Annotated in this window: 16 protein-coding genes; 5 read left to right on the top strand and 11 right to left on the bottom strand. The window is 59.6% G+C overall.

Translation table 11 applies throughout. From position 1 onward, the window contains the following. Positions 1 to 100 precede the first annotated feature (100 nt). From leuS to RGM3321_RS14640, 5 genes are all read left to right on the top strand, one after another. Positions 101 to 2707 carry a leucine--tRNA ligase gene (gene leuS / locus RGM3321_RS14660; RefSeq protein WP_244393655.1) on the top strand — a complete coding sequence of 869 codons (2607 nt, stop codon included), beginning with the start codon at positions 101 to 103 and terminating at the stop codon, positions 2705 to 2707. An 89-nt stretch (positions 2708 to 2796) separates the two neighbouring features. Next, entirely contained in the window at positions 2797 to 3402 is a 606-nt protein-coding gene (gene lptE / locus RGM3321_RS14655; RefSeq protein ID WP_244393654.1) for an LPS assembly lipoprotein LptE, read from the top strand. Positions 3403 to 3443: 41 nt separating this feature from the next. Next, entirely contained in the window at positions 3444 to 4481 is a 1038-nt protein-coding gene (gene holA, locus RGM3321_RS14650) for a DNA polymerase III subunit delta (protein WP_244393653.1), read from the top strand. A gap of 256 nt (positions 4482 to 4737) precedes the next feature. Further along, complete coding sequence (gene arfA, locus RGM3321_RS14645; RefSeq protein ID WP_002555325.1) at positions 4738 to 4893, top strand: alternative ribosome rescue factor ArfA; 156 nt, start codon at positions 4738 to 4740, stop codon at positions 4891 to 4893. A gap of 83 nt (positions 4894 to 4976) precedes the next feature. After that, positions 4977 to 6314, top strand: a complete 1338-nt coding sequence (locus tag RGM3321_RS14640; RefSeq protein WP_244393652.1) for a lytic murein transglycosylase — start codon at positions 4977 to 4979, stop codon at positions 6312 to 6314. 173 nt (positions 6315 to 6487) lie between these two features. Here RGM3321_RS14640 and lipA read toward each other — a convergent pair whose 3' ends face one another. The 11 genes from lipA to nadD form a co-directional block, all read right to left on the bottom strand. Continuing rightward, positions 6488 to 7495: a lipoyl synthase gene (gene lipA, locus RGM3321_RS14635; RefSeq protein ID WP_002555327.1), complete on the bottom strand. Its 1008-nt coding sequence runs from the start codon at positions 7493 to 7495 to the stop codon at positions 6488 to 6490. Beyond that, positions 7488 to 8144: a lipoyl(octanoyl) transferase LipB gene (lipB, locus tag RGM3321_RS14630; protein ID WP_244393651.1), complete on the bottom strand. Its 657-nt coding sequence runs from the start codon at positions 8142 to 8144 to the stop codon at positions 7488 to 7490. The genes lipA and lipB overlap by 8 nt, the downstream gene beginning before the upstream one ends. Further along, positions 8144 to 8419 (bottom strand): DUF493 domain-containing protein, encoded by a 276-nt coding sequence (locus RGM3321_RS14625; protein ID WP_002555329.1) that lies wholly within the window; start codon positions 8417 to 8419, stop codon positions 8144 to 8146. The genes lipB and RGM3321_RS14625 overlap by 1 nt, the downstream gene beginning before the upstream one ends. A 93-nt stretch (positions 8420 to 8512) precedes the next feature. Next, positions 8513 to 9673, bottom strand: a complete 1161-nt coding sequence (locus RGM3321_RS14620) for a D-alanyl-D-alanine carboxypeptidase family protein (protein ID WP_002555330.1) — start codon at positions 9671 to 9673, stop codon at positions 8513 to 8515. A 242-nt stretch (positions 9674 to 9915) separates the two neighbouring features. Continuing rightward, the gene (locus tag RGM3321_RS14615) at positions 9916 to 10944 is read right to left on the bottom strand and encodes a septal ring lytic transglycosylase RlpA family protein (protein ID WP_244393650.1); all 1029 of its coding nucleotides are present in this window, start codon (positions 10942 to 10944) and stop codon (positions 9916 to 9918) included. After that, a complete protein-coding gene (gene mltB / locus RGM3321_RS14610) occupies positions 10944 to 11951 on the bottom strand; it encodes a lytic murein transglycosylase B (RefSeq protein ID WP_244393649.1) in 1008 nt (335 codons plus the stop codon). The genes RGM3321_RS14615 and mltB overlap by 1 nt, the downstream gene beginning before the upstream one ends. Positions 11952 to 11968: 17 nt before the next feature. After that, the gene (gene rodA, locus RGM3321_RS14605; protein ID WP_005753105.1) at positions 11969 to 13072 is read right to left on the bottom strand and encodes a rod shape-determining protein RodA; all 1104 of its coding nucleotides are present in this window, start codon (positions 13070 to 13072) and stop codon (positions 11969 to 11971) included. Positions 13073 to 13103: 31 nt separating this feature from the next. After that, entirely contained in the window at positions 13104 to 14999 is a 1896-nt protein-coding gene (gene mrdA, locus RGM3321_RS14600; RefSeq protein WP_244393648.1) for a penicillin-binding protein 2, read from the bottom strand. Between the two features lie 28 nt (positions 15000 to 15027). Then, positions 15028 to 15495: a 23S rRNA (pseudouridine(1915)-N(3))-methyltransferase RlmH gene (gene rlmH / locus RGM3321_RS14595; RefSeq protein ID WP_002555336.1), complete on the bottom strand. Its 468-nt coding sequence runs from the start codon at positions 15493 to 15495 to the stop codon at positions 15028 to 15030. 9 nt (positions 15496 to 15504) lie between these two features. Continuing rightward, a complete protein-coding gene (gene rsfS / locus RGM3321_RS14590) occupies positions 15505 to 15891 on the bottom strand; it encodes a ribosome silencing factor (RefSeq protein ID WP_002555337.1) in 387 nt (128 codons plus the stop codon). 60 nt (positions 15892 to 15951) lie between these two features. Then, the gene (gene nadD / locus RGM3321_RS14585) at positions 15952 to 16611 is read right to left on the bottom strand and encodes a nicotinate-nucleotide adenylyltransferase (protein ID WP_161794688.1); all 660 of its coding nucleotides are present in this window, start codon (positions 16609 to 16611) and stop codon (positions 15952 to 15954) included.

The raw sequence follows: 16611 nt of genomic DNA, 5'->3' as shown, positions 1-16611 counted from the left end.
CACCGCACAGACAGTTGCAATTGTCCGTTACGCGGTGCCGACCTGACTCGGCGAAGCAATGAAGAGGTCAAGGGTCACTAATCTTTAGTAAAAAGTAGCCATGCACGAACTCTATCAGCCCCGCGAAATCGAAGCCGCTGCCCAAACATTCTGGGATGAGCAAAAGTCTTTTGAAGTCAGTGAACAGCCAGGCAAGGACACTTTCTATTGCCTGTCGATGTTTCCTTACCCGAGCGGCAAGCTGCACATGGGTCATGTGCGCAACTACACCATTGGTGACGTGATTTCCCGTTACCAGCGCATGCTGGGCAAGAACGTCCTGCAGCCACTGGGCTGGGACGCGTTCGGCATGCCGGCCGAAAACGCCGCCATCGACAACAACGTCGCGCCGGCCAAGTGGACCTACGAAAACATCGCCTACATGAAAAACCAGCTCAAGAGCCTGGGTCTGGCGGTTGACTGGTCGCGCGAAGTTACCACCTGCAAGCCTGATTACTACCGCTGGGAACAGTGGCTGTTCACTCGCCTGTTCGAAAAAGGCGTGATCTACCGCAAGAACGGCACCGTCAACTGGGACCCTGTCGACCAGACCGTACTGGCCAACGAGCAGGTCATCGACGGCCGCGGCTGGCGTTCCGGCGCGCTGATCGAAAAGCGCGAAATCCCGATGTACTACTTCAAGATCACCGCCTACGCCGACGAGCTGCTGGAAAGCCTCGACGAGCTGCCGGGCTGGCCTGAACAGGTCAAGACCATGCAGCGCAACTGGATCGGCAGGTCGCGCGGCATGGAAGTGCAGTTTCCGTACGATCAGGCCTCGATCGGCGAAGCCGGTGCACTGAAAGTCTTCACCACCCGCCCTGACACCCTGATGGGCGCGACCTATGTCGCCGTTGCCGCCGAACATCCGCTGGCGACCCTGGCCGCTCAAGGCAACCCTGAGCTGCAAGCGTTCATCGATGAATGCAAAGGCGGCAGCGTTGCCGAAGCCGACGTTGCCACTCAGGAAAAGAAAGGCCAGCCGACTTCGCTGTTCGTCGAGCACCCGCTGACCGGCGAAAAACTGCCGGTGTGGGTCGCCAACTACGTGCTGATGCACTACGGCGATGGCGCTGTCATGGCCGTACCGGCACACGACGAGCGCGATTTCGAATTCGCCAGCAAATACGCCTTGCCGATCAAACCTGTGGTGCGCACCAGCGTTGGCGATGAGACACCTGCGCCATGGCGAGCCGAGTACAACGAGCAGGGCGAACTGATCAATTCCGGCGAGTTCACCGGCCTGAATTTCCAGGCCGCGTTCGATGCCATCGAAGCGGCACTGGTGAAAAAGTCCCTCGGCCAGTCGCGCACCCAGTTCCGCCTGCGTGACTGGGGCATCAGCCGCCAACGTTATTGGGGCTGCCCGATCCCTATCGTGCATTGCGATACCTGTGGCGACGTGCCGGTTCCTGAAGACCAGTTGCCGGTTGTCCTGCCTGAAGACGTAGTGCCCGACGGTGCTGGCTCGCCTTTGGCGCGCATGCCCGAATTCTACGAATGCAGCTGCCCGAAATGCGGCGCACCGGCCAAGCGCGAAACCGACACCATGGACACCTTCGTCGAGTCCTCGTGGTACTACGCTCGCTATGCTTCGCCGCATTACGAGGGCGGTCTGGTCGAGCCGAACGCTGCCAACCACTGGTTGCCAGTGGACCAGTACATCGGCGGCATCGAGCACGCCATTTTGCACCTGCTTTACGCGCGCTTCTTCCACAAGCTGATGCGTGACGAAGGCCTGGTGACCTCGAACGAGCCGTTCAAGAACCTGCTGACCCAAGGCATGGTCAACGCCGAAACCTACTTCCGCATGGAAACCAGCGGCAAGAAGACCTGGATCAACCCGGCCGACGTGACCCTGGAAAGAGACGCCAAGGCCAAGGTGATCAGCGCGAAGCTGACCAGCGATGGCCTGCCGGTGGAAATCGGCGGCACTGAAAAGATGTCGAAGTCGAAGAAAAACGGCATCGACCCGCAAACCATGATCGATCAGTACGGTGCCGATACCTGCCGCCTGTTCATGATGTTCGCCTCCCCACCCGACATGAGCCTGGAATGGTCCGACTCGGGCGTTGAAGGCTCGCATCGCTTCCTGCGCCGCGTATGGCGTCTGGCTCAGGCGCATGTGGCTCAAGGCCCGTCGACCGGCCTGGACGTTGCGGCATTGTCCGATGAGCAGAAAGTCATCCGCCGCGCGATTCATCAGGCGATCAAACAGGCGAGCCAGGATATTGGCCAGAACCAGAAATTCAACACCGCTGTCGCGCAAGTGATGACGCTGATGAACGTGCTGGAAAAAGCACCGCAGGACACACCGCAGGATCGCGCACTGATGCAGGAAGGCGTGGAAACCGTCGCCCTGCTGCTGGCTCCGATCACGCCGCACATCAGCCATGAGCTGTGGACGCAACTGGGCCACAATGAGCCGGTCATCGACGCTGGCTGGCCTGCATGCGATGCAAATGCGCTGGTTCAGGACAGCTTGCAGCTGGTCATTCAGGTCAACGGCAAACTGCGCGGCCATATCGAAATGCCCGCCAGCGCCAGCCGCGAAGAAGTTGAAGCGGCCGCACGCGTCAACGAGAACGTATTGCGCTTCACTGATGGCCTGACCATTCGCAAGGTGATCGTCGTGCCTGGCAAGCTGGTCAACATCGTCGCAAGCTGATTGGATCGGGCGCCAGGCAAACGCCGGGCGCCGAACATATTTCCAGGGTACGCACTGTCGACCCAAACGGATTCAAGGGGAGCATCAAGATGATCAAACGCAATTTGCTGGTGATGGGCCTGGCTGTTCTGTTGAGTGCCTGTGGCTTCCAGCTGCGTGGCACCGGCACCACCGAGCTGGCCATCAAGGAGCTGGATGTCAGCGCGCGTAACGCCTACGGCGAAACCGTGACTCAACTCACTCGTCTGCTAACCAGTTCCGGCGTCAAGGTCTACACCGGCGCGCCTTACAAGCTCATGCTGACCAACGAAGCCGAAAACCAGCGCACCGTCAGCTACTCGGGCTCGGGTCGCTCGGCTGAATACCAGATGACCACCACCCTGACCTATGAAGTGCATGGCGACAGAGATCGCTTCTTGCTCGGCGACAAGGTCACCGCAGACCGCTCCTACGTCCACGATGGCAACAACCTTACCGGTTCCGATCAGGAAGCTGCCCAGGTTCGTCAGGAAATGCGCAACGATCTGATCCAGAAATTGATGGCGCGCTTGCAGCAGATGACGCCGGCACGCCTGGAACAGCTGCAGGCCAAGGCTGACGCAGTTGCCAAGGCTGAAGCCGACGCACAGGAAGCCGCTCAGCGGATCCGCGACGAGACGCCTCAGCAATCGCCCGTCGAAGTACCGGCCAGGTAAGTGTCCGGGGCCAGTCAGCTGGCCCCGGCATGCTCTGACTCATGAAACTCGCCCCCGCCCAACTGGGTAAACACCTGCAAGGTGCGCTTGCGCCTGTCTACGTAATCAGCGGCGATGACCCGCTGCTCTGCCAGGAAGCTGCTGACGCCGTGCGCGCCGCTGCGCGCCTGCAAGGCTTCGATGAGCGGCAGGTATTCAGCGCTGACGCCAGTTTCGACTGGGGTACGTTGCTTCAGGCCGGTGCCAGCATGTCGCTGTTCGCCGAGCGCCGTCTTCTGGAACTGCGCTTGCCGTCAGGCAAACCCGGTGACAAAGGCGCTGCGGCGCTCATGGAATACTGCGCCAGGCCAGCCGAAGACACCCTGCTACTGATCAGCCTGCCCAAGCTCGACGGCAGTGCGCAGAAAACCAAATGGGGCAAGGCACTGGTCGAGGGTGCGCAAACCCAGTTTGTGCAGATCTGGCCGGTGGACATCGGCCAACTGCCGCAATGGATTCGCCAGCGCCTCTCTCAGGCAGGGCTTGCCGCAACCCAGGATGCTGTCGAATTGATCGCCGCCCGGGTCGAAGGAAACCTGCTGGCGGCTGCGCAGGAAATCGAAAAGCTCAAGTTGATGGCCGAAGAAGGCCAGATCACCGTCGAGACAGTACAGGCGGCCGTGGCCGACAGTGCGCGCTTCGATGTATTCGGTCTGACCGATGCAGTGCTCAACGGCGAAGCTGCCCATGCCTTGCGCATGCTGGAAGGACTGCGCGGCGAAGGGGTCGAAACCCCCGTGATCCTCTGGGCCCTGACTCGCGAACTGCGTGCACTGGCCAACATGTCCCAGCAGTTCAGTCAGGGCGTACCACTCGACAAAGTGTTCAGCTCGGCCCGACCGCCAATCTGGGACAAGCGCAAACCATTGATGAGCAAAGCCCTGCAACGCCATTCGGCAAAACGCTGGAGCCAGTTGCTGATGGACGCACAGCGCATCGACGCACAGATCAAAGGCCAGGCTGCAGGCTCGCCGTGGAGCAGCCTGAGCCGACTGGCGCTATTGATGGCGGGGCAACGACTGGCATTGCCTGCGGAGTAGGCAGGTGTTGTCGACTCTCGTTCCCACGCTCTGCGTGCTCTTGTGACGCGGAGCGTCACGAACTGCATGCCGACGCAGAGCATCGGCACGATAATAAAAGCGAGGGGCCTGCACCGGCCCCTTCGCGAGCAAGCTCGCTCCCACAGGTATTGCATTTAAGTCCGCCCCCCGCGCCATAGCACACGACTATTAGACACAACCGTCAATTTGCCCGATGATTTGCATCGCTTTACAACACCCATCAGGAGCACCCGCCATGAGCAAGCCAAAGCGGCCGAACAAGGCCAAATCCATTATCGCCCAGCCATTGTTCCGCAGTCGTCAGGAACAACCCGCCAAGGGCAAAGGCAGCTACCGCCGCGAAGCCTTCCAGTCTAAAAGCTGGGAGGCTTCCTGCTTTATGGCAGCCTGATATCGAGCAACATCTCCGAGGCGCTTTCAACCGCTTAGCCGTGTTATGGTCTGCACCTAACGGTAATACCCTTGGACTCAAGCATGCCTTCTCGTTTTACCCATCGCCCGCAGCTGCGCCAACTCATCGCTGCCTCCAGCCTTATTGCCTTGGTAGCCTGCGCAGAAAAACCCACTGCAGCCGATGCCACGCCTCTTCAATCCAGCAAAGCACAGACAAACGCTCCTGCCGTAGCCCCTACTCCGGCACTGGTCGTTGATGACAGCCTCACGATTCAACCCGCCGTCAGCTTCAGCGAATGGCAGGCCGGTTTTCGTGTTCAGGCGTTGAAGGCAGGTATCCGGGCGGATGTATTCGATCTGGCATTCGCCGGTGTCACTCCCGACATGAGCGTGGTCAAGGCCGACCGCAGCCAGCCTGAGTTCAGCCGCCCGGTCTGGGAATATCTGGACGGTGCCATCTCCGCTGCACGCGTACGCAAGGGTCTGGCATTGCTTTCGCAGTACGCTGACGATCTACAGAAGATCGAGCAGCAGTACGGCGTGGATCGCCAGACATTAGTTGCGGTATGGGGAATGGAGAGTAATTTCGGACAGCTCCAGGGCACGCAATCCGTCATTCGCTCGCTGGCAACGCTCGCTTATGAAGGCCGTCGTCCAGGCTTCGCGCAGAGCCAGTTGCTGGCCGCGCTGGATATCATCCAGCATGGCGACATCACTCCGGACAAAATGCTGGGTTCGTGGGCCGGCGCGATGGGCCAGACCCAGTTCATCCCGACCACCTATAACACCCACGCCGTCGACTTTGATGGCGATGGTCGCCGTGACATCTGGAACACCCCTGCCGATGCCCTGGCATCCGCTGCGCATTACCTGCAAAGCTCTGGCTGGCAACGTGGTCAGCCCTGGGGCTTTGAAGTAGTGCTCGGCTCCGGGTTTGATTACTCGCTGGCAGATTCGACCACCCGCAAGAGTCTCGCTGAATGGCAGCAACTTGGCCTGAAACAGCCGGACGGCTCGGCGATTCCAGTCGCAGCCAGCCAGCAGCAAGCCGCCTTGCTCTTGCCAGCCGGTTATCGCGGGCCAGCCTTTCTGGTGCTGGATAACTTCCGTGCCATTCTCAAGTACAACAACTCGACCTCCTACGCACTGGCGATCAGCCTGCTTTCTGACCGGTTCAAAGGGGCCGGGTACGTAGTAGGCGCATGGCCACGCGGGGACACTCCGCTGAGCCGTTCTGAACGCATTGAACTGCAAACCCTTCTCTCGGCACGTCAATACGACGCAGGCGCACCAGACGGCATTATCGGCGCCAATACACGCAAGGCCATCCGCAGTGCGCAGCAATCGTTCGGCTGGCCAGCCGATGGTTACCCGACGCATGAATTGCTGGAGGCCCTGCGCAAGCCTGCGGGGCAGTAATCGGGAGGACGCAGAGCGTCCAGAACGGCGTGCCAACGCAGAGCATTGGCACGAAAGTGTTCTAACGGACGCCTATCGTTCCTCACCCGTCAGAATAGGAACGATAATCAACCGCAAAAAAAAGGGCCAGGTATCGCTACCTGGCCCTTCTGCGTTTCAACGCTCGCTATCTATCAGAGCATCGCTTTGGCAATCTTGGCCTGTTCGTCAGCATGGTACGAAGAACGTACCAGCGGCCCGGATGCGACGTTCTTGAAGCCCATCTTGTAACCTTCCTCGGCGAACCAGGCGAAGGTGTCAGGGTGCACAAAACGCTGCACCGGCAGATGGTTGCGCGACGGTTGCAGATATTGACCCAGGGTCAGCATATCGATGTCGTGTTCGCGCATGCGCTGCATGACTTCGATGACTTCTTCGTCGGTCTCGCCCAGCCCGAGCATCAGCCCGGATTTGGTCGGTACATGAGGGACCATCTGCTTGAAGCGCTGCAGCAGGGTCAACGACCACTGGTAATCCGACCCCGGACGCGCAGCCTTGTACAGACGCGGTACGGTTTCCAGGTTGTGGTTGAACACATCCGGTGGCTCGGCAGCGGTGATTTCCAGCGCTACATCCATGCGGCCACGGTAGTCGGGCACCAGCGTTTCGAGCTGTACGCCCGGCGACAGCAGGCGGATTTCGCGAATGCAGTCGGCAAAGTGCTGAGCACCACCGTCACGCAAGTCATCGCGGTCTACCGAGGTGATCACTACGTACTTCAGACGCAGGTCGGCAATTGCGATGGCGAGGCTCTTAGGTTCGTTGACGTCGAGCGGCTTCGGACGACCATGACCCACGTCGCAGAACGGGCAGCGACGGGTGCAGATGTCGCCCATGATCATGAACGTTGCGGTGCCACCGGAGAAGCATTCGCCCAGGTTCGGGCAGGACGCCTCTTCACAGACGCTGTGCAGCTTGTGCTTGCGCAGCAATTGCTTGATACGGTCGACTTCCGGAGAAACCGGGATGCGCACGCGAATCCAGTCGGGTTTCTTCGGCAGATCTACCGTTGGAATGATCTTGACCGGGATGCGCGCAACCTTTTCCGCTCCGCGAAGCTTGACGCCCGCTTCGACTTTCGGACGGGCCACTCGCTCGGAAACATCCAGCGTCGGGATCAGGGTTTGCACGGTGTCAGTCATAATGGTTTATTCCGCCCGTAAGGGTCGCCTGCTCAGCGTAGTCGAGGTGTTTGACGAGCTGCGCACGCAGTCGGGCACTTACCTCGGAAAATTCTATCTGCCCTGCCTGATCGCTCAGTTGGGTCATGGCCAGCCCGGCGTATCCGCAAGGGTTGATGCGGCGGAACGGCTCCAGGTCCATGTCGACGTTCAACGCCAGACCATGAAACGAGCAGCCGTTGCGAATGCGCAGACCGAGCGACGCGATTTTCGCGCCGTCGACGTATACACCCGGTGCATCGGCCTTGGCGGCTGCCTTGACGCCGTAGTCGGCGAGCAAGGCAATAAGGGTGTTCTCGATCCGTGTTACCAGATCGCGAACGCCGAAACCAAGGCGCCTGACGTCCAGCATCAGGTAAGCCACCAGTTGGCCCGGGCCATGATAAGTCACTTGGCCGCCACGATCGACCTGTACGACAGGAATATTGCCCGGCAGCAGCAAATGTTCTGCCTTGCCGGACTGCCCCTGGGTGAAAACCGGGGGGTGCTGGACCAGCCAGATCTCATCGGCAGCCTCGCGACCGCGCCCATCGGTAAAGCGTTGCATGGCGTGCCAGGCAGTTTCGTAATCGAGCAGGCCCAGATCACGAAAACCCAGCGCAGCCGTCATCAGAGCACCATGTGCACGAAACCCGTAGCGCGAAGGGCACTATTGATATCGCGCAATTGATCTTCGCCTGTAGCGACGATGTGCAACTGGACGGTGGTGTATTTGCCGTTGCTGCTCTGACGCTCGGCGAGCGTCTTGAGGTCGACCTGTGCGTACTTGTGCAGGACTTCCATGACAGCAGCAGTAAAGCCAACGCTGGTATCACCAATCACTTTGATCGGATAGTCATCGCAGGGGAATTCGATTTTGTGCGACTTGATGTCGGTATCAGTCATGGCAGTAAAGGTCTCACAAGCCGTGACGACGGACACGCAGCCCGCTCAGATCATGAGCAGGCCGCGAGAAGGTCGGCAGTAGTTACTGGAGGGTCAGTTGAACAAGCCGTAGAAGAACAGGCGGATGCTATCCCACACGCGGCGGAAAATGCCACCTTCCTCAACGGCATCAAGCGCAATCAGATTAGCGGTGTGAACCACCTGATCGTCCTTCTTGACTTCGACCTTGCCGATCACGTCGCCCTTGGCGATTGGCGCAACCAGTTGCGGGTTCATGGTCATGCTGGCGGAAAGCTTCTTCATGTCGCCTTTTGGCATGGTCATGCTCAGATCTTCAGCCAGACCGGCCTTGACCTGACGCTCGGTGCCTTTCCAGACAGTCGCCTGAGCCAGTTCGGTGCCCTTCTGATAGAAGTTCTGGGTTTCGAAGAAACGGAAGCCATAAGTCAGCAGCTTCTGGGTTTCAGCCGCACGAGCCTGTTCGCTGTTGGTGCCGAATACGACGGCGATCAAACGCATGCCGTCACGCACAGCCGAGGACACCATGCAGTAGCCTGCTTCGTCGGTGTGACCGGTCTTCAGGCCGTCGACGGTCTTGTCGCGCCACAGCAGCAGGTTGCGGTTAGGCTGCTTGATGCCGTTCCAGAAGAACTCTTTCTGCGAGTAGATCGCATAGTGAGCCGGGTCTTCGTGGATGATGGCACGCGCCAGGATCGCCATGTCGTGAGCCGACGAGTAGTGCTCGGGGTTCGGCAGACCGGTCGGGTTCATGAAGTGGCTGTTGGTCATGCCCAGGTCGCCGGCGGTCTTGTTCATCATGTCGGCAAATGCATCTTCGCTGCCGGCAATGTGCTCGGAGATCGCAACACTGGCGTCGTTACCCGATTGAATAATGATGCCGTGCAGCAAGTCGCTGACCGTGACCTGGCTGCCCACCTTGATGAACATCCGCGAACCGCCCGTGCGCCAGGCGTTTTCACTGATGGTCACCGGATCGTTCTCGCCGATCTGGCCGCGACGAATTTCCAGGGTCGCGATGTAGGCGGTCATCAGCTTGGTCAGACTGGCAGGTGCCAGACGCTGGTCACCGTTGTTCTCGACCAAGACATTGCCACTGGTGGCATCCATCAGCACGTAGGACTTGGCCGCCAGTTGCGGTGCAGCAGGCGTCATCTGCTCTGCCGCCCACACAGTCGGGGTGATAATCAGTGGAACAAGCAGGCACAAACGTTTTGCAAAGGTGGTGATGTTCATCCGTCTCTCGAGAATCCTAATGGGCAAACATGCCCTTGCGGGCAAAACTGAACAGACCGGCGAAGCGAAAACGCCTCGGTACGGCTCCTGGCACCAGGCTGTAACCCTGGCTGACAAAGTCGTCTGTTCGACACACGACCTTGTGGGCAGTTACCTGCAACGCTGGCCCTGATGGCAAAGCTGCGCCGCCTGCGACTGCATACCGTCCTCTATTGTTGCAGGAGAACGATTGTCGATAAAACTTACTGATCCGATGTCACTACGCTTGGCTGGCCAAGATTGGCCGACCTGACGCTGTTTTGCAGTTGCTGAGCTTCACCCGGCGTGTCGATCGGTCCCATCCGGACCCGATAGAGCGTTTGCTGATTGCGAGCTATCGAGCTGACGAACACCGGCGCTCGAACCATCCCGCTCAGTTTCGACCTCAGGAGCTCCGCAGCGTCCGGGTTGGCGAAGGCTCCCACCTGGAGAAACAGCCCAGCGGCTTGTCCTGAAGCGTTTTTTTTTGCGTCAACCTGCAACGGCACGACAGGTGCGGCGTGTTGCTGCGGTGGCGGCGTGTATTGCTCGACGGTTCCGGTCGATGTCGACAGCGCGGGCGGCGTGGCCTGGGCCATCACTTGCGGCTGATTGAGCATCAGCGGTGCCGGACGGCCACGTTGCGCCCACCATTCCTGCGGGTCGATACCTTCGACCTTGACCCGGGCGGTGCCGGTTTCGGCATAGCCCAGCTTTTTGGCGGCAGCATAGGACAGGTCGATGATGCGGTCCGAATAGAACGGCCCGCGGTCGTTGACGCGCAGAATCACCGTGCGGTTGTTGTCCAGGTTGGTCACTTTGACATAGCTGGGCAGCGGCAGGGTCTTGTGCGCGGCGCTCATGCCATACAGGTCATACACCTCGCCGTTGGCGGTGTTCTGGCCATGAAACTTGGTGCCATACCAGGAAGCGGTGCCCGAAGCGACGTAACGCTTTGAATCGCTCATCGGGAAATAGGTCTTGCCCAGCACTGTATACGGGTTGGCCTTATAGGCACCGGTGTGCAGGGTCGGCGTCGCATCGGGGATGCGCGAGACATCCACATCCCACCACGGCGCGCCGTCCTTGTGGGCACGGTTGATGTCCAGCCCCGGCATGGAGCGCACGGCGGCACCGCCTTTTGGCGACTGTGACGAGGTTGTGCGTGGCGGCGACGAGCAACTGGCAACCAGCACTGCGAGGCCGGTCAACGCCAGAAGCTTGAATGTTTGCAGAATCGGCAATGCCCGCATTACTTGACGCCTCGAGCTTGAACCAACGATTCAGACAGCTGATACACGGCCATGGCGTACATCACACTGCGGTTATAACGGGTGATTGCATAAAAATTGTTCAAACCCAGCCAGTATTCAGGACCTTTGTCGCCTTCCAGACGGAACGCCGTCACCGGCATATCGTCGCGCAGCGCATCATGACTCGCCCAGCCCAGCTGTCGCAACTCCCCGACCGACATTACCGGATCAAGCGCAGGGCTCAACCCCTCATCAACCCGGTCGCCACGTGCGGTCGCACGGCTGACTACCGGCTGACCGGCCACCCAGCCATGACGCTTGAAGTAACTGGCAACGCTGCCGATGGCATCGTCCGGATCGGTCCAGATGTTGATATGGCCGTCGCCGTCGAAATCCACTGCATAAGCGCGGAAACTGCTCGGCATGAACTGCGGCAGGCCCATTGCCCCGGCGTACGAGCCTTTGAGAGTCAAGGGGTCAACCTGTTGTTCGCGCGCCAGCAGCAGAAATTCGCGCAATTCCTTGCGGAAGAACTGTGCGCGTGGCGGGTAATCGAAACCGAGCGTCGACAATGCATCGATCACCCGGTAATTGCCGGTGTTGCGACCGAAAAAGGTTTCCACGCCAATGATCGAAACGATGATCTGCGCCGGTACGCCATATTCCTGCTCGGCGCGGGCCAATGCGGCCTCGTGCTGACGCCAGAAATCGACACCGCGGGCGATGCGCGTATCGGTGATGAACATCGGCCGATACTCTTTCCACTGCTTGACCCGTTCGGCCGGGCGGGAAATGGCATCGAGAATGGCCTGCTTGCGCTCGACCTCACGGAACAGGCTCATCAACTGCTCACCGGCAAAACCGTGATCGCGGGTCAGCTCACCGACGAATTCCGCTACCTGGGGCGAACCTTCATAGTCGCCGGCCAGTGCCTCTTGCACCGATCCAAGGATGCCCACCAGACCGACCACCGGAGCATATCGAGCCCAGTTACGCATTGCTTGCATTGAATAATTCACCTTAATCAAACTTGAGCAATCCATTTACGGTGTGTATGGATCGACATCAAAACCCCAAACGCTGACAGTAGGGTCACCAGCGAAGTTCCGCCGTAGCTAATGAAGGGCAATGGCACCCCCACCACTGGCAGCAGGCCACTGACCATACCGATGTTGACGAAAACGTAAACAAAAAACGTCATGGTCAACGCTCCGGCCAGCAGTTTGCCGAATAATGTCTGCGCCTGCGCAGTGATCACAAGCCCGCGGCCGATCAGCAGCATATAGATGATCAGCAGCGCGCAGATGCCTACCAGACCGAACTCTTCACCCAGCACCGCGATGATGAAGTCGGTGTGGCTTTCCGGCAGAAAGTCCAGGTGCGACTGAGTGCCCAGCAGCCAGCCTTTGCCGAAAACGCCGCCCGAACCGATGGCTGCCTTTGACTGAATGATGTTCCAGCCGGTGCCCAGCGGATCGCTTTCCGGGTCGAGGAAGGTCAGCACGCGCTGTTTCTGGTAGTCGTGCATAAAGAAGAACCACATGGCCACCGCCGCAGGCACAGCGGCCGCCAGCACACTGATAATCCAGCGCCAACGCAGGCCGGCCATGAACAGCACGAAGGCCCCGGACGCCAGAATCAGCAGCGAGGTGCCCAGATCAGGCTGGCGCACGATAAGAATGAACGGCACGCCAATAAGGGCGAGACTGACCGCCACATGCTTGAGGTGCGGTGGCAGCGTGCGTTTGGACAGATACCAGGCAATGGTTGCCGGCATGATGATCTTGAGAAATTCCGAAGGCTGAAAGCGAATCACACCGGGGATGTTGATCCAGCGTGTCGCGCCCATGGCGTTGTGGCCCATGACATCCACCACCACCAGCAGCAGGACGCCGAGCACGTACAGTACCGGCACCCAGCGCGCCATGAAGCGCGGCTCCAACTGGGCAATCACCACCATCGCCACCAGACCGATACCAAACGAGCTGGCCTGCTTGATGAGCAGGTCCCAGTTCTTGCCGCTGGCCGAATACAGGACGAACAGGCTGCCGGCAGCCAGGGTCAGCAACAGGATCAACAACGGGCCATCAATATGAATGCGCTGCAGAAACGTGGCACGGCGGCGCATCACGTCTTCGCTGGACAGGATGCGGTCGAAATTACTCTTCACGGGCCGCAGCCTCCAGATTCAGGGAACCGGCATACTCAGGCTTGAGATGGCCGTTTTCGTCGAGCAGCCAGGCGTCCATCACCTGACGCACAACGGGTGCAGCAACGCCGGAACCGGACTCGCCGTTCTCGACCATCACTGCAACAACGATTTTTGGGTTGTCGGCCGGCGCAAAGCCGACAAACAGGGCGTGGTCACGGTGACGCTCCTGAACCTTGGTGCGGTCGTATTTCTCGCCCTGCTTGATGGCGACAACCTGAGCCGTACCGCTCTTGCCCGCGATACGGTATTGCGCACCGATGGCAGCCTTGCGCGCCGTACCGCGCGCGCCGTGCATCACTTCCTGCATACCATGGTTGACTCGCCCCCAGTTGGCCGGGTCACGCAGCACGATATCCGGCATCGGGTTTTCATCCACAGGCGCCTTGCCTTCGATGGTTCTGGCCAGATGCGGACGGTTCCACACACCCTTGTTGGCCACCAGTGCGGTCGCCTGAGCCAGTTGCAAAGGCGTTGCCTGCATATAGCCCTGCCCAATGCCGAGAATCAGCGTTTCGCCAGGGAACCAGGCCTGACGACGGGTCGCGCGCTTCCATTCACGGGACGGCATCAGACCGGGGGATTCCTCGAACATATCCAGCGACACTTTCTGCCCGATGCCGAACTTGTTCAGGTAGGTGGAAAGCCGATCGATGCCCAGTTTGTGCGCCAGATCGTAGAAGTACGTGTCATTGGAACGCATGATCGCGGTATCCAGATCCACCCAGCCATCGCCGGTTCGGTTCCAGTTACGGTACTTGTGATCGTAATTGGGCAGTTGGTAATACCCTGGGTCGAACACTCTTGAACCGGGCGTTACCGCACCGGCGTCCAGCCCGGCAATCGCCACGGCAGGCTTGATGGTCGAACCGGGCGGGTAAAGGCCACGCAGAATGCGGTTGAACAGCGGCCGGTCGATGGAATCGCGTAGCTCGGCGTAGGCCTTGAAGCTGATACCGGTGACAAACAGGTTCGGATCGAAACTCGGCGCGCTGACCATCGCAAGCACTTCTCCGGTGGCCGGGTCCAGCGCGACTACCGCGCCACGACGCCCACCCAGTGCGGCCTCGGCAGCTTCCTGAAGGTTGATATCCAGGCTCAGGACAATGTCCTTGCCGGGAATCGGGTCGGTGCGTTTCAGTACACGCAGCACGCGACCACGGGCGTTGGTCTCGACCTCTTCGTAGCCGACCTGACCATGCAGATCGGGCTCGTAAAAGCGCTCGATACCGGTCTTGCCAATATGGTGCGTGCCGCTGTAATTGACCGGATCAAGGCTCTTGAGCTCTTTTTCGTTGATCCGCCCCATGTAACCGACCGAGTGGGCAAAATGCGGCCCTTGCGGGTAGTGCCTGACCAGCTGCGCAACCACTTCGACACCCGGCAGGCGGAACTGGTTGACGGCGATCAAGGCGATCTGTTCTTCACTCAGTTCGAACAGGATAGGTACCGGTTCGAATGGCCGACGCCCCTGTTTCATACGCTTTTCGAAGATGATGCGATCATCCGGAGTGAGCTGGAGAATCTCGACAATAGTGTCGAGCACACTGGACCACTCGCCAGCACGCTCACGGGTCATGCTGAGACTGAAACTGGGCCGGTTGTCGGCGACCACCACGCCATTACGGTCGTAGATCAGCCCACGGCTGGGCGGAATCGGCTGAACGTGAACGCGGTTGTTTTCCGAAAGTGTGGAGTGATACTCGTACTGGATGACCTGCAGGTAATACAGCCGGGCAATCAGTACGCACACCAGCAACACGACCGCCACGGCACCGAACACGACCCTGCCGCGCACCAGGCGTGCGTCCTTTTCGTGGTCTTTGAGGCGGATCGGTTGAGACATTTAGGCCGTATTCACAGTAAAGACGATGCTACTTGTGATAAGGGTGCCCGGACAGGACCGTCCAGGCGCGATACATCTGTTCGCCGATCAGAATGCGCACCAGTGGATGCGGCAGGGTCAGAGGCGACAGAGACCAGCGTTGTTCACTGCGGGCACAGACTTCAGGTGCCAGCCCCTCGGGGCCGCCGACCATCAGGTTGACCGTGCGCGCATCAAGGCGCCAGCGATCGAGTTCGACCGCCAGCTGTTCGGTGCTCCACGGTTTGCCATGCACTTCAAGCGTGACAATCCGCTCGCCCGGCTGCACTTTCGCCAGCATCGCCTCGCCCTCCTGACGGATGAAGCGCGCGACATCGGCGTTCTTGCCTCGGGTATTGAGCGGGATTTCCACCAGTTCAAGCGCAAGCTCGGAGGGCATCCGCTTGGCGTACTCGTGCCAGCCTTCCTCCACCCACTTGGGCATGCGCGAACCCACAGCAATCAGACGCAAACGCACATCAAGGCCTTATTCGTTGCCTGGAGTGTGGTGCGCAGCGCTGGCGGCACGGCTTTGTTCGGCACCTTGCCACAAGCGTTCCAGGTCGTAGAACTGGCGTGCTGCTGCGGTCATTACGTGAACGATCACATCGCCCAGGTCCAGCAGAACCCAGTCGCTGTCGCCCTTGCCTTCTTCGCTCAGGGATTTCAGGCCGGCCGCCTTGACCTTGTCACGGACATTATCGACCAGTGCGTTCAGCTGGCGATTCGACGTACCGGTGCAGATCAGCATGTAGTCGGCGATGCTGGTCTTGTCACGCACATCGATGGTCAGGATGTCAGCACCCTTGACTTCTTCAAGGGCTGCAATCGCAACATTGATGACTTCTTCACTGCTCATTTTTTGCTTTGTCATATAAAACTCATTCAGCTCGTATGTGTGGGACCGTTCAAACGCTTATCGATCAAAGCAGTTTCAGGACGACCCATCAGTGTTCGGCGCACGGTAAAGCCCGCGCGCATCGATATAGGCCAGTACCGCGTCTGGCACCAGAAAACGTACCGACTTACCGCTGGCCAGCAGTTGACGGATCTGGGTGGCAGACACCGATAAAGGCGTCTGCCAGACGAATGTAATGTGTCCACCCGGCCCTTTCAGGGCCTTGGGATCGCTGACTGCGCGTGCCGCCAGCAGATTGCGCATGGCATCCGGCGACTCGCTGTCTGCGTCCGGGCGTTGCAGCACCACGATATGGCAGTGCTCCAGCAGTTCTTCCCACCTGTGCCAGGTCGGCAGCCCGCAAAAGGCATCCCAACCCAGCAGCAGGAACAACTGGTCCTGAGGCGCCAGTTCGGCGCGCATCGATTCCAGTGTGTCGAGGGTATACGACGGTTTGTCCCGTTTCAGTTCACGGTCATCCACCGTCAAGGGCGACACGCCCGCAACCGCGCTCTGAACCATCGCCAGACGGTCCTCGGCAGTTACACTCGGCATGTCACGATGCGGAGGCCTGGCGCTGGGCGTCAGGCGCAGCTCATCGAGTTCCAGCAGTTCGGCCACTTCGAGCGCACCGCGCAAGTGACCGATATGAACCGGGTCAAACGTACCCCCAAGCATACCGATACGTCTGGGCAG

It is taken from the genome of Pseudomonas sp. RGM 3321, assembly GCF_022836805.1.
Taxonomy (GTDB): domain Bacteria; phylum Pseudomonadota; class Gammaproteobacteria; order Pseudomonadales; family Pseudomonadaceae; genus Aquipseudomonas.
The sequence above is the reverse complement of the archived record's forward strand: the minus strand, read 5'-3'. Positions and strand labels throughout refer to the sequence as shown.

What these genes read in the sequence shown, in the direction of transcription:
- leuS (WP_244393655.1), top strand. Translation starts at nt 101, where the DNA reads ATGCACGAACTCTATCAGCCCCGCGAAATCGAAGCCGCTGCCCAAACA.
- lptE (WP_244393654.1), top strand. Translation starts at nt 2,797, where the DNA reads ATGATCAAACGCAATTTGCTGGTGATGGGCCTGGCTGTTCTGTTGAGT.
- holA (WP_244393653.1), top strand. Translation starts at nt 3,444, where the DNA reads ATGAAACTCGCCCCCGCCCAACTGGGTAAACACCTGCAAGGTGCGCTT.
- arfA (WP_002555325.1), top strand. Translation starts at nt 4,738, where the DNA reads ATGAGCAAGCCAAAGCGGCCGAACAAGGCCAAATCCATTATCGCCCAG.
- RGM3321_RS14640 (WP_244393652.1), top strand. Translation starts at nt 4,977, where the DNA reads ATGCCTTCTCGTTTTACCCATCGCCCGCAGCTGCGCCAACTCATCGCT.
- lipA (WP_002555327.1), bottom strand. Translation starts at nt 7,495, where the DNA reads ATGACTGACACCGTGCAAACCCTGATCCCGACGCTGGATGTTTCCGAG.
- lipB (WP_244393651.1), bottom strand. Translation starts at nt 8,144, where the DNA reads ATGACGGCTGCGCTGGGTTTTCGTGATCTGGGCCTGCTCGATTACGAA.
- RGM3321_RS14625 (WP_002555329.1), bottom strand. Translation starts at nt 8,419, where the DNA reads ATGACTGATACCGACATCAAGTCGCACAAAATCGAATTCCCCTGCGAT.
- RGM3321_RS14620 (WP_002555330.1), bottom strand. Translation starts at nt 9,673, where the DNA reads ATGAACATCACCACCTTTGCAAAACGTTTGTGCCTGCTTGTTCCACTG.
- RGM3321_RS14615 (WP_244393650.1), bottom strand. Translation starts at nt 10,944, where the DNA reads ATGCGGGCATTGCCGATTCTGCAAACATTCAAGCTTCTGGCGTTGACC.
- mltB (WP_244393649.1), bottom strand. Translation starts at nt 11,951, where the DNA reads ATGCAAGCAATGCGTAACTGGGCTCGATATGCTCCGGTGGTCGGTCTG.
- rodA (WP_005753105.1), bottom strand. Translation starts at nt 13,072, where the DNA reads ATGCGCCGCCGTGCCACGTTTCTGCAGCGCATTCATATTGATGGCCCG.
- mrdA (WP_244393648.1), bottom strand. Translation starts at nt 14,999, where the DNA reads ATGTCTCAACCGATCCGCCTCAAAGACCACGAAAAGGACGCACGCCTG.
- rsfS (WP_002555337.1), bottom strand. Translation starts at nt 15,891, where the DNA reads ATGACAAAGCAAAAAATGAGCAGTGAAGAAGTCATCAATGTTGCGATT.